Genomic DNA, 11,996 nt, shown 5'->3' on the forward strand with positions numbered 1-11,996 from the left:
CGTTTTTTCCGATTTCCCTCCGGGCGCGGCTGGACGACACCCGCGTGGGGGTATTGCAGGTCACCGCCGGGCTCGGGGCTTTTCACAACCAACCCCCCCGCGGGCCCATGGCCGCGCGGCGCGGAAGCGTCAATCCTGCTTACCGAGGAATGACGGCCCTTCGCCGATGATCTTCTTGTCTTCCTTGCCGATAATTTCGAGATCGCGCCCCTCATAGGGCAGAGACGACAGAATGCGCCGCATGATCGCCAGCCGCGCGCGCCGCTTGTCATTGGCCCGTACGATGATCCACGGCGCGAATTCCTTGTGGGTGCGCTCGAACATTGTGTCGCGCACCTTGGTGTAGTCGTCCCACTTGGTGATGCCTGCAACGTCGATGGGCGAAAACTTCCAGCTCTTCAGCGGGCTGTAGCGACGGTCATGGAAGCGCTCGAGCTGCGTCTCCCGGCCGATGTTCAGCCAGAATTTGAAAAAGTGGATGCCCTCGTTGGAGATCATCCGTTCGAAATGCGGCGTCTCCTCGAGAAACTGCTCGTGCTGCTGCGGCGTGCAGAAACCCATCACCGGCTCGACACCGGCGCGATTGTACCAGGACCGGTCGAAGGTGACGAATTCGCCTGAAGTCGGGAAGTAGTCGACATAGCGCTGGTAGTACCATTGCCCCAGTTCGGTCGGGGTCGGCTTGGTCAGCGCCACGTTGCGTGCCGTGCGCGGATTGAGGTACTGGCGCACCACGAAGATCGTGCCGCCCTTACCGGCAGCATCGCGACCCTCGAACAGCGCCATCACCCGTTTGCCGGTCGACTGCAGCCAGGCCTGCGCCTTGACCAACTCGATCTGCAGCTTCTCGAGCATCTCGTCATACTCGTCGCTTTTCATCTTCTTGTCGTAGGGATAGCCGCCGGCGGTCAGCTTGTTGTCCTCGACCCAGTCGGGAAGCACGGGATTATCGATGTCGAACTCCCTCTCCTTGCCGCCGATCCTGATCTTCAGCGGCCCCGAAGTTGGCGCGGCGGGACTTTCCTTGGCTTTTTTCATCGAGACGAACCCTTTCCAGCTTCCGGACTCATGCTATGGGGAGCCACTACAGCGCCGCGCGTCCGTTTGGATGCGCAAAGGACGCTGTAGCACTTTTAATTTGCGCATGATCCTTTCCGAAAATCGATTCCCGATTTTCGGGGTCATGCGGCAAGCGATCTGGTGGAAGTTTTCCGCCACCGTGCGACCGGGTGCGAAGACATTGGGGGGCAGGTCACGAGCGAATGGCTGACCTGGACACAGAGCAGAGAGGCGTCACGCAAACCATGGCCGCACGGCTGTGGAATAGCCGCTGGCTGCTTGCGGCCGGTATTGTTGCGGTTCTCGCTGTTTATGCCTTGGCCGGGATTTCAGCCTATGTCGTCCCCGCGGCGCTGCTGTTGCTGCTTGCAGCGGCTATACTGCCGACCGCCGCCGCGCGCCAATCCACCGACAGCGGCGCTGCCATCGAGGCCATCGGCCTGCAGCGGCTCTCGGGCGAATATCTGGCCGCCGCCGTCGCCGATCCGCTGATCATCTTCGACCGGGCTGCCACCATCGTGCATGCCAACGCCGCCGCCTTCGCCGCTTTCGGTGGCATCGCGCCAGGCATGTCGCTGTCGCTGAAATTCCGGGCACCGGAGATGCAGACCCTGCTGGACGGCGTGCTATCCGGCGATGTTGCCTCGGATGTCGTCGACTACATGGAGAAGCTGCCGGTCGAACGGGCCTACCGGGTGAGCGTGTCCTCGGTCGGTCACGCCACCGATCTCTATGTGCTGGTGTTCAAGGACCAGAGCGAAGCACGCAGGATCGACCGCATGCGCGCCGACTTCATCGCCAATGCCAGCCATGAACTGCGCACGCCGCTCGCCTCAATCGCCGGCTTTATCGAAACGCTGCGCGGGCCAGCCCGCAACGACGCGGCGGCGCGCGACCAGTTTCTGCAGATCATGCAGAGCCAGACCGGTCGCATGGCGCGTCTGATCGACGATTTGTTGTCGCTGTCGCGGCTCGAGATGAAACCCTATCTGAAGCCGGGAACCGAGGTGGACCTGCGGCAGACAGTCGACAGCGTCATCGATTCGCTCGGACCGCTGGCCAGCGAAAACGCCGTTGCCATCGAGCGGCACTACGCCGATGGGCCGCTTCATGTGCCTGGCGATCGAGATGAGCTTTTCCAGGTTTTCGAGAACCTCCTGGAAAACGCCTGCAAATACGGGCAGTCTGGTGGGCGCGTGGTTGTATCCATAGCGCATGGCGATGCCGGATCAGAGCCGGGCATCGACGTGACGATCAGGGACTTTGGCCCCGGCATTCCCGAGGAGCACATTCCGCGCATTACCGAGCGCTTCTACCGCGTCGACGTCGAGACCAGCCGGACCCAGAAAGGCACCGGCCTCGGCCTGTCGATCGTCAAGCATATACTGACGCGCCACAACGCCCGGCTTTCGATCAAGTCCGAAGTCGGCAACGGCGCGGCATTCTCGGTTCATTTGCCGACGCACTGATATCGCCCTAATTCAAGGGGACTGTTTCTTTTTTCTGTCATCCGGCTAGCGTATCAGCGGGGATTCGAGGAAACGACTCAAAATCAAAACATCCCGTGGGAAGGCATTTTGCCATGCAGTCCGTGCACATCGTCAGCGCCTATGACGAGGAGTTGAAATATCTGTCGAAGCGCATCGCCGCGATGGGCGGCCATGCCGAGCGCATGGTCGAACAGGCGGTCGCCGCTCTCGTCAATGCCGACCCAGGCCTTGCCCAGAAGGTCGTCCGCGACGATACCGTACTGGACGAGGGCCAGCGCGAAATCGACGACAAGGCGATCATCATCATTGCCAAGCGTCAGCCGATGGCGGGGGATTTGCGCGAGATCGTCGGGACCATTCGCATCTCCGCCGACCTCGAACGGGTTGGCGATCTCGCCAAGAACGTTGCCAAGCGGGTGGTCGCCGTCACCGACGGACGCCAGCCAACCAGCCTGTTCCGCGGCCTCGAGGCTCTGTCCAACCTGGCGTTGACCCAGCTCAAGGAAGTGCTCGACGTCTACGCGTCTCGCTCGGTGGAGAAAATCGGCTTCGTGCGCGATCGTGACGACCAGATCGACGCCATGTACACATCGCTGTTTCGCGAATTGCTGACCTACATGATGGAAGATCCGCGCAACATCACGCCCTGCACGCATCTGCTGTTTTGCGCCAAGAACATCGAGCGTATCGGTGATCACGCCACCAACATAGCCGAGACCATCTACTACATCGTCACCGGCGATCAGTTGCCGGCTGAGCGGCCCAAGGGCGACAAGACCGACAAAATCAGCCTTTCCGGGACGCAGCCGCTGAAGTGAACGCGCCTCTCGAACCGTAATCCGATTTACGCTAAGCTTTCCGGGCTTTGCCTCTATCCTCGTCCGTGGATTTGCTCCGGGAGGTCGTGATGGAAAATGTTCGGAACCTGACCCCGGCGCCTGGGCCGACATCCGGCATTATCGCTTGCGGCGTCTACACGGCCGGGCGCCGCATCGCCGACATTCCCATCGAGGAAGCCGGCGAATGGGCAAAGAAATCCGGTCATGTCGTCTGGATCGGCCTATTGGAGCCCGACCGTAACCTGTTGCTGCGCGTCCAGGCGCAATTTCACCTGCATGAGCTGGCAATCGAGGATGCCGAGCACCCGCACCAGCGGCCGAAGATCGAGCAATATGGCGACGCCTTGTTCATCGTCGCTCGCACCGCGCAGCTGATCGACGGTCGGGTCACCTTCGGCGAGACCCATTTGTTTGTTGGCTCAGGCTACATCGTCAGCGTCAGGCACGGTCCTTCGACGTCCTATGCCGCCGTTCGGCAGCACTGGGAAAGCTGCCCGCACTCGCTGGCCAAGGGTGAGGATTTCGTCCTTTACGCCATTCTCGATTTCATCGTCGACAATTACATGCCGGTGCTCGAGCAGATCGAGGACGAGGTCGAGGCGATCGAGGACAAGGTTCTGCTGAAGCCGATGACCGCTCCCGACATCGAACGGCTCTATATGCTGCGCCGCGATCTCCTACGCCTGCGCAATGCCGCGCTTCCGCTGGTCGAAGTCTGCCGACGGCTGACCAGCGCCGAGCTGCCGCAGATACACACCGCCATGCATCCGCTGTTCCGCGACGTCACCGATCACATCCGCACCGTCCAGGAGAAGATCGACAGTCTGCGCGAGGTGCTGGCGTTCGCTTTCGAGGCGAGCTTGCTGGTCGGCCAGAGTCAGGAAACCGCGAACACCAAGAAGCTCGCCTCCTGGGCCGCAATCCTGGCGGTGCCGACGGCGCTCGCCGGCATCTACGGCATGAACTTCAGCGACATGCCGGAACTGAAGATGGAATACGGCTATCCGGTGGTGCTGGGCGCTATCGTGCTGATCTGCACGTTTCTCTACTGGCGGTTCAGGAAGAACGGGTGGCTGTGAGGGTAGGCAGTAGGCAGTAGGCAGTAGGCAGTAGGCAGTAGGCAGTAGGCAGTAGGCAGTAGGCAGTAGGCAGTAGGCAGTAGGGCAAGAAATTCAGAGCATATTGCCCCTACTGCCTACTGCCTACTGCCCAATCCCTAACTATCGGCTCCGCCGCCGCTCCGATGCCGGCTGGAATGCCACGCGGGCGTGGTACTTGCAGTACGGACCGGTTTCGGCGGCATCGTTGCCGCAGAAATGGAAGTCCTCTGAAAGCGGATCGCCGTTCGGCCATTTGCAGGTCCGCTCGGTCAGCTCGACCAGCTGCAGATGCCGCGAGATCGGCAGCACGACATTCTCAACCGGACGGATATAATGGCGCGCCACCGGTTCGGCGTCGAACTGTGTCTGCAAGGCCGTCGCGCCGATCGATGTCGTGACATGGCGTGCCGTGGTTGCAGCGCGTGATACCGATTTCTGGACGGTCGATCCTTGTGCCGCCTTTTTCTGGCGTGCCGGCGTGGCGGTCGAGCGACCGCGGCCCGAGAGTTTCAGCCGATGCACCTTCCCGATGACCGCATTGCGGCTGACCCCTCCAAGCTGCGCAGCAATCTGGCTTGCGCTCAGACCCTCCGACCACAGTTTTCTCAAGAGTTCTACCCGCTCGTCAGTCCAGTTCATGAGACCGCGCTCCTCTAAGCGTGCGGCAATCGGAATCCTTCTCCCGACCCGGCAACATTTGCCGGGGCAGACACCACATATATCTGGTGATTAGGTCCGCCGCACGAAATCTAGTTATTTCTCGACTACAACTACTCTATGCGCTGACTCGGTGACAAGAGTCCCAAGTGCAACACGAATCGGTTTTTTCGGTTTTCCCCAACTTGCCCGGTCGCTTATGAGCCGGCGTCCCGTCAGGGGGCTTGCCGCGCGCCACTACGCGACGTTTTCGTTGACTTCATGGCCGAAAAACGGGATAAGCCGCACAGGCCGCCGCTTTGGCGGCTTTTTTGATTTTCCGGTACCGGAGACGCATATAATGAGCGGTTCGGCGCTTTACGAGACCTTTGCTCGCGCACCCCTGGCCTTCGACCACGGGGAAGGCACATGGCTGATTACCGACAAGGGCGAGCGATATCTCGACTTTGCCGGCGGCATCGCCGTCAATTCGCTGGGCCACAGCCATCCGCATCTGGTCGCCGCACTCACCGAGCAGGCAGCCAAGCTGTGGCATGTCTCCAACCTCTACGAGATCCCCGGGCAGAGCCGGCTTGGCGAGCGGCTGGCCGACGCCACCTTCGCCGACAAGGTGTTCTTCACCAATTCCGGCGCCGAGGCGCTGGAATGCGCGATCAAGACGGCGCGCCGCTGCCAGTTCGTCAACGGACACCCCGAGCGCTTCCGCGTCATCACCTTCGAAGGTGCCTTCCATGGCCGCACGCTGGCGACCATCGCGGCCGGCGGCCAGTACAAATATCTCGAGGGCTTCGGCCCCAAGGTCGAAGGTTTCGATCAGGTCAGTTTCGACGACATCGACGCCGCCGAAAAGGCGATCACGCCGGAGACGGCCGCCATCCTGATCGAGCCGGTGCAGGGCGAGGGCGGTATCCGCCCGGTGCCGACGCAGTCCCTGAAGCGGCTCAGGCAATTGTGCGAGCAGCACGGCCTGCTGTTGATCTACGACGAGGTCCAGTGCGGCATCGGCCGCACCGGCAAGCTGTTCGCGCATGAATGGTCAGGTGTAACGCCGGACATCATGGCGATCGCCAAGGGTATTGGCGGCGGCTTCCCGATGGGCGCCTGCCTTGCCACGGATGAAGCGGCCGTCGGCATGACCGCTGGCGTGCATGGCACCACGTTCGGCGGCAACCCGCTTGCCATGGCAGTCGGTAACGCCGTGCTCGATGTCGTGCTGGAAGACGGCTTCCTCGAAGACGTCCAGCGCAAGGCGCTGCTGATGAAGCAGGGGCTGGCGTCGGTCGCCGACGAGTTTCCCGAAATCATCGAGGACATCAGGGGTGCCGGGCTGATGCTCGGGCTCAAATGCGCCATGCCCAACACCAAGGTGAACATGGCCTTGCGCGACCAGCACCTGCTGGCGGTTCCGGCCGGCGACAACGTCATTCGCCTGTTGCCGCCGCTCACCGTCACCGACGCCGAGATCCATGACGCGCTCAACCGCATCCGCGCCGGCGCCAAGGGCCTGTCGGAGGCGATCGCCTCCGCCGCCGCGAAGTAATCCGGAAACATTCCTGATGTCAGTTCGCCATTTCACCGATCTTTCCGCCGTTTCCGAAGGCGATCTGCGCTTGATGCTGGACGATGCGGTGGTGCGAAAGGCCCGCCTCAAGGCCGGCGAGCGCACCAAACCGCTCGAAGGCAAGGTGCTGGCGATGATCTTCGACAAGCCGTCGACGCGCACGCGCGTCTCCTTCGACGTCGGCATGCGGCAGCTCGGCGGCGAGACCATCATGCTGACCGGCACCGAAATGCAGCTCGGCCGCTCCGAGACCATTGCCGACACGGCCAAGGTGCTGTCGCGCTATGTCGATGCGATCATGATCCGCACCACCTCGCATGAGCGGCTGCTGGAACTGACCGAGAACGCCACCGTGCCGGTGATCAACGGACTGACCGATGACACCCATCCCTGCCAGCTGATGGCTGATATCATGACCTTCGAGGAGCATCGCGGTCCGGTCGCCGGCAAGACCATCGCCTGGACCGGCGACGGCAACAATGTGCTGCATTCGCTGATCGAGGCGTCGGCCCGGTTCCGCTTCAACCTCAACGTCGCCGTGCCCGAGGGCAGTGAGCCGGCGCAGAAGCATATCGACTGGTCGCAGGCGCATGGCGGCAAGCTGCACTTCACCCGCTCGCCCGAGGAAGCCGTCGATCAGGCCGACTGCATCGTCACCGATTGCTGGGTGTCGATGGGCCAGGAGCATCGCGCCCGCGGCCACAATGTGTTCTCGCCCTACCAGGTCAACGCCAAGCTGATGGCCAGGGCCAAACCGGACGCGCTGTTCATGCACTGCCTGCCGGCGCATCGTGGCGAGGAGGTGACCGACGAGGTCATCGACGGACCGCATTCGGTGGTCTTCGACGAGGCCGAGAACCGGCTCCATGCCCAGAAGGCCGTGCTCGCCTGGTGCCTCGGCGCTTGATCTCCGGAGGTGTGATGCCTATCTGCGGGCCATCACGCAAAAACAGCGCGTTTCGACGCATGCGCCCCGGAGGGCGGCATGGCCGCGCCCCGGAGCTTTGTCATGTTGGAAACCTATCAAGTGACTGAACATCACCCCAAACTCGGCGAATTCGGCTATGCCGGCGACGATCACGTCGTGCCGTTCGAGGTCGGCCCTCTCGATGTGCGGGGCCGCACGGTCCAACTCGGGCCGATGCTGGACGCCATCCTCAGCCGCCACGATTATCCCGAGCCGGTCGCCCGCCTGCTGGCGGAGGCCTGTGTGCTGACCGTGCTGCTCGGCACTTCGCTGAAGTTCGAGGGCAAATTCATCCTGCAGACCCGCACCGACGGGCCTGTCGACATGCTGGTCGCGGATTTTTCCACGCCCTCGGCATTGCGCGCCTATGCGCGTTTCGATGCCGACCGGCTGGAAGCGCTGGTCGCGGCCGGCGAAACCTCCCAGCAGACGCTGCTCGGCAGCGGCGTGCTGGCGCTGACCATCGACCAGGGCGCTCACACGCAGCGCTATCAGGGCATCGTCCAGCTCGACGGCGAGACGCTGGAGGATGCTGCGCGCACCTATTTTCGTCAGTCGGAGCAGATCCCGACGGATCTCAGGCTGTCGGTGGCCAAGCTTTTGACGCCCGGTCCCGGCGGCGCCCGCGAGCAGTGGCGCGCCGGTGGTATCCTGGCGCAGTTCCTGCCGCAGTCGCCCGAGCGCATGCGCGTCCCGGACCTGCCGGGTGGCGATGGCGATCCGCGCGAGGAGATCCACGATCGGGCCGACAATTCCTGGCAGGAGTTGCTGGCGCTGCTCGGTACGATCGAGCCGACCGAACTGATCGACCCGACGATCGGCGCCGAGCGGCTGCTCTACAGGCTGTTCCACGAGCATGGCGTGCGCGTCTTCGGCGGCGTTCCGGTCGCCGACCAGTGCTCGTGCTCCAAGGACAAGATCCGCGGCATCCTCGAGGGTTTTTCCGCGCAGGAGATCAAGGACAGTACAGAGGACGGCGGCATCCACGTCGCCTGCGAATTCTGCTCGAAGCAATATGACTTCGATCCGGCGGAATTTGCGGCCCAGTAGAGAAAAAACCACGCCTCACCGGCCGCGGAGCGGCCGGTGAGGCGAAATCAATTCACCGTCCGCCGCGTCCCTGGCAGGTCCAGCGAAAACGCCGGAATGGCGATGTCGAACGTCTCGCCCCGCTTGTTGCGCATCGTGTAGTGCCCGACCATGATGCCGGATGGTGTCGAGAGCGGGCAACCGGACGTGTATTGGTAGCTGTCGCCGGGATTGAGTTCGGGCTGGTCGCCGACCACGCCGGGGCCGCGCACTTCCTCGACCCGGCCGGTGCCGTCGGTGATGTGCCAATAGCGCGACAGAAGCTGCACGAAATCGTCCGACTGATTGTCGATCATTATCTGATAGCCCCAGACATAGCGGTTCTCCGAGGGATCCGAACGGTCCTCCAGATAGAACGGCCTGACCTGCACTTCGATGTTGCGCGTGACGGCGCTATACATAAGCGGCTCCAAAACAATCTAGAGCATGATCCTGAAAAGTGGGAACCGGTTTTCAGAAAAGATCATGCTCAAAGAAACAGAGATAGAGCCCCATCCCGGTTCAATCGGGATGGAACAGGCTCTAAGTCGAACTTTCGGCGCTCCACGCGGGCTGGTCAACGGTGCGCGTCCTGTCATTGCGGACGGAACCGCAGGTGGCGGCAAAGAATGTCATTTAAGTGACACATGACAATGATGGTGTGCGCCGACCAGTGCCGCGCGACTCGGGCGCTCTGTCGAATTGTTGAATCGGTCGTCATGCCAGCCAGATTGTTCTGGCGGACCGGTTTTCCTGGAGTGACCGGATCTCGATGGAACTCACTCTCATAGCCGCCACGCTTTCAACTGCCCTCATTCTCTCAAATCTCGCCAGCATCGTGCTCGCCGCTTCGCGTCTGAAACGGCGCCGCGCCATTGCCGCGCCGGCCGGCAAGCGACGGCCGGTGTCGATCGTCGTGCCGTCGCGCGGCGTCGAGCCGTTCACGCAGGAGACGCTGGAGCGCGCCTTCTCGCTCGACTGGCCGCGCTACGAGTTGATTTTCTGCGTCGCCCATGCCGACGATCCGGTGGTCAAATTGATAAACAGGACGATCGTCCGGTTTTCGAAAGTGCCGGCCCGGCTGCTTGTCGGCGACGACCGCATCAGCGCCAATCCGAAACTCAACAATTGCGTCAAGGGCTGGGAGGCGGCGCGGCACGACTGGGTCGTCCTGGCCGATTCCAACGTGCTGATGCCGAGGGACTACATCCAGCATCTGATGGCTGCCTGGCGGCCCGGCACCGGCCTTGTCTGCTCGACGCCGATCGGCTCGCGGCCGGCCGGCTTCTGGGCCGAGGTCGAATGCGCTTTCCTCAACACGCTGCAGGCGCGCTGGCAATATGCCGGCGATGCGCTCGGCCTTGGCTTTGCCCAGGGCAAGAGCATGCTCTGGAACAAGCCGATGCTCGACGCCAATGGCGGCATCCGCGGGCTGGCCGCCGAGATCGCGGAGGATGCCGCCGCGACCAAGCTGGTGAACGGTCTCGGCCTGCGCGTCAATCTCGTCGCCGCCCCCTTCGAGCAGCCGCTTGGCCGGCGCTCTTTTGACGAGATCTGGTCGCGTCAGGCCCGTTGGGCGCGCCTGCGCCGCGTCACTTTCCCGCTGTTCTTCGCACCCGAAATCCTGACCGGCGCCGTGGTGCCTCTGGTGCTTGCGCTGATTGCCGCGGCCAGTGCCGGCTTCAGCCTCTGGGCAACCGCCCTTGCAGTGCTGGTAGCCTTCTACCTTCCCGAGTGCGCGCTGGCCTGGTCCAAGGGCTGGTACCTGTCGCCACGCATGGTGGCCGCGATCATGATGCGCGACCTGATCCTGCCAGCGCTGTGGGCGCGCGGCTGGCTTGGCGGCGCCGTCGACTGGCGCGGCAACGCGATGACCATCGGCACCAAGACGGCCGAACTGGAGGAGACGCCGTCCGGCGCCTGAAGGTCCTACCTGGCCTTCAGCGCCTGCGCGATGTCCTCAAGCAGATCGTCGGTGTCTTCCAGCCCGACCGACAGCCGGAGCGTGCCCGGCCCGATGCCGAGCTCGGCGCGCGCCTCGTCGCTCAGATTCTTGTGCGTCGTCGTCGCCGGGTGGGTGATCAGGCTCTTGGCATCGCCGAGATTGTTGGAGATCAAGACGATGTCGAGCGCGTTCTGCAAGGCGAAGGCCGCCTGCTTGCCGCCCTTGACGTCCAGGCAGATCAGCGTCGAGCCGCCCGACATCTGCTTCTTGACGATATCGGCCTGCGGGTGGTCGGCGCGGCCGGGATAGATGACGCGGGCGATTTCCGGCCGTTCGGCCAGGAAATCCGCGATCCTGCCCGCGCTTTCCGTCTGCTGGCGCACGCGCAGCGGCAGTGTTTCCAGGCCTTTCAGCAGCGTCCAGGCGTTGAAGGGCGACAGGCTTGGGCCGGTATGGCGGAAATAATCGTGCAGGTTCTCGTCGATCCACTTCTTGTCCGACAGGATCACGCCGCCGAGACAGCGCCCCTGGCCGTCTATGTGCTTGGTCGCCGAATAGACGACGATATGGGCGCCGAGCTGCAAGGGCTTCTGCTGCAGGGGCGTGGCGAAGACATTGTCGACGATCAGCCTTGCGCCGATCGAATTGGCAAGCGAAGCGACAGCGGCGATATCGACCACTTCCAGCGTCGGATTGGTCGGGCTTTCCAGGAAGAACAGCTTGGTGTTCGGCTTGATCGCCTTTTCCCAATTGGCGATGTCGGTGCCGTCGACCAGCGTCGCCTCGATGCCGTATCTCGGCGCCAGCGTCTCGACCACCCAGCGGCAGGAGCCGAACAGCGCACGCGCCGCCACGATATGGTCGCCGGCCTTGGCGCTGCACAGAAGGGCGGCCGTCACCGCGGCCATGCCGGACGCGGTGGCGCGGGCGTCTTCGGCGCCTTCGAGCGCGCACATGCGTTTTTCGAACATGTCGACGGTCGGATTGGCGTAGCGCGAATAGATGAAGCCCGGTTCCTCACCCTTGAAACGGGCCTCGGCGGCCTGCGCCGTTTCGTAGACATAGCCCTGGGTGAGGTAGATCGCTTCCGACGTTTCGCCGAAACCGGAACGCAGTGTTCCGCTGTGCACGAGTGCCGTCTGAGGCTTCCAGTTGTGCTTCTTGGTGCTCATCGCTCTTCTTCCAGACACAAAAAAACCGGCCGCGAAAGTCGCAACCGGTCCATACGGCCTTGCGGCCCGACGGTCCTTTAGCGACTTGTTTAACGTGGCTGCAAGCCGACCGGCCAAATCACCACGGGATAACGACCC

General features: G+C 62.8%; 11 protein-coding genes and 1 riboswitch. Of the genes, 7 read left to right on the plus strand and 4 right to left on the minus strand.

Annotation, left to right across the window (positions count from 1 at the left end; genetic code table 11):
* Nucleotides 1-129 precede the first annotated feature (129 nt).
* Nucleotides 130-1,038, minus strand: coding sequence for a polyphosphate kinase 2 (gene ppk2, locus NKI21_RS20575; RefSeq protein ID WP_352443188.1), 909 nt, complete (start codon nucleotides 1,036-1,038; stop codon nucleotides 130-132).
* Between the two features lie 224 nt (nucleotides 1,039-1,262).
* On the opposite strand from ppk2, the gene NKI21_RS20580 reads away from it, so the two are divergent.
* The 3 genes from NKI21_RS20580 (at nucleotide 1,263) to NKI21_RS20590 (ending at nucleotide 4,467) form a co-directional block, all read left to right on the plus strand.
* Nucleotides 1,263-2,528 carry an ATP-binding protein gene (locus NKI21_RS20580; RefSeq protein ID WP_128304363.1) on the plus strand — a complete coding sequence of 422 codons (1,266 nt, stop codon included), beginning with the start codon at nucleotides 1,263-1,265 and terminating at the stop codon, nucleotides 2,526-2,528.
* Nucleotides 2,529-2,641: 113 nt separating this feature from the next.
* Complete coding sequence (gene phoU, locus NKI21_RS20585; RefSeq protein ID WP_023811344.1) at nucleotides 2,642-3,367, plus strand: phosphate signaling complex protein PhoU; 726 nt, start codon at nucleotides 2,642-2,644, stop codon at nucleotides 3,365-3,367.
* An 89-nt stretch (nucleotides 3,368-3,456) separates the two neighbouring features.
* Entirely contained in the window at nucleotides 3,457-4,467 is a 1,011-nt protein-coding gene (locus tag NKI21_RS20590; RefSeq protein ID WP_023811343.1) for a magnesium and cobalt transport protein CorA, read from the plus strand.
* 141 nt (nucleotides 4,468-4,608) lie between these two features.
* On the opposite strand, the gene NKI21_RS20595 is transcribed toward NKI21_RS20590, so the two are convergent.
* Entirely contained in the window at nucleotides 4,609-5,127 is a 519-nt protein-coding gene (locus tag NKI21_RS20595; protein WP_023811342.1) for a GcrA family cell cycle regulator, read from the minus strand.
* Nucleotides 5,128-5,485: 358 nt separating this feature from the next.
* Between NKI21_RS20595 and NKI21_RS20600 the strand changes: the two genes are divergently transcribed.
* The 3 genes from NKI21_RS20600 (at nucleotide 5,486) to NKI21_RS20610 (ending at nucleotide 8,723) form a co-directional block, all read left to right on the plus strand.
* Nucleotides 5,486-6,685 (plus strand): aspartate aminotransferase family protein, encoded by a 1,200-nt coding sequence (locus NKI21_RS20600; protein ID WP_352443187.1) that lies wholly within the window; start codon nucleotides 5,486-5,488, stop codon nucleotides 6,683-6,685.
* Between the two features lie 16 nt (nucleotides 6,686-6,701).
* Entirely contained in the window at nucleotides 6,702-7,613 is a 912-nt protein-coding gene (gene argF, locus NKI21_RS20605) for an ornithine carbamoyltransferase (RefSeq protein WP_352443186.1), read from the plus strand.
* A 78-nt stretch (nucleotides 7,614-7,691) separates the two neighbouring features.
* Nucleotides 7,692-8,723: an Hsp33 family molecular chaperone gene (locus tag NKI21_RS20610; RefSeq protein WP_352443185.1), complete on the plus strand. Its 1,032-nt coding sequence runs from the start codon at nucleotides 7,692-7,694 to the stop codon at nucleotides 8,721-8,723.
* 47 nt (nucleotides 8,724-8,770) lie between these two features.
* Here NKI21_RS20610 and apaG read toward each other — a convergent pair whose 3' ends face one another.
* Nucleotides 8,771-9,163: a Co2+/Mg2+ efflux facilitator ApaG/CorD gene (gene apaG / locus NKI21_RS20615; protein ID WP_352443184.1), complete on the minus strand. Its 393-nt coding sequence runs from the start codon at nucleotides 9,161-9,163 to the stop codon at nucleotides 8,771-8,773.
* Nucleotides 9,164-9,513: 350 nt separating this feature from the next.
* On the opposite strand from apaG, the gene NKI21_RS20620 reads away from it, so the two are divergent.
* Nucleotides 9,514-10,665: a ceramide glucosyltransferase gene (locus NKI21_RS20620; protein ID WP_352866988.1), complete on the plus strand. Its 1,152-nt coding sequence runs from the start codon at nucleotides 9,514-9,516 to the stop codon at nucleotides 10,663-10,665.
* Nucleotides 10,666-10,670: 5 nt separating this feature from the next.
* Here the strand turns inward: NKI21_RS20620 and NKI21_RS20625 are convergent, their stop codons facing one another.
* Nucleotides 10,671-11,858, minus strand: coding sequence for an O-succinylhomoserine sulfhydrylase (locus NKI21_RS20625; RefSeq protein ID WP_352443182.1), 1,188 nt, complete (start codon nucleotides 11,856-11,858; stop codon nucleotides 10,671-10,673).
* Nucleotides 11,859-11,915: 57 nt separating this feature from the next.
* Nucleotides 11,916-11,993, minus strand: a riboswitch (SAM riboswitch).
* Nucleotides 11,994-11,996: the final 3 nt, after the last annotated feature.

The organism is Mesorhizobium sp. M0715, from assembly GCF_040320355.1.
Lineage (GTDB): Bacteria > Pseudomonadota > Alphaproteobacteria > Rhizobiales > Rhizobiaceae > Mesorhizobium.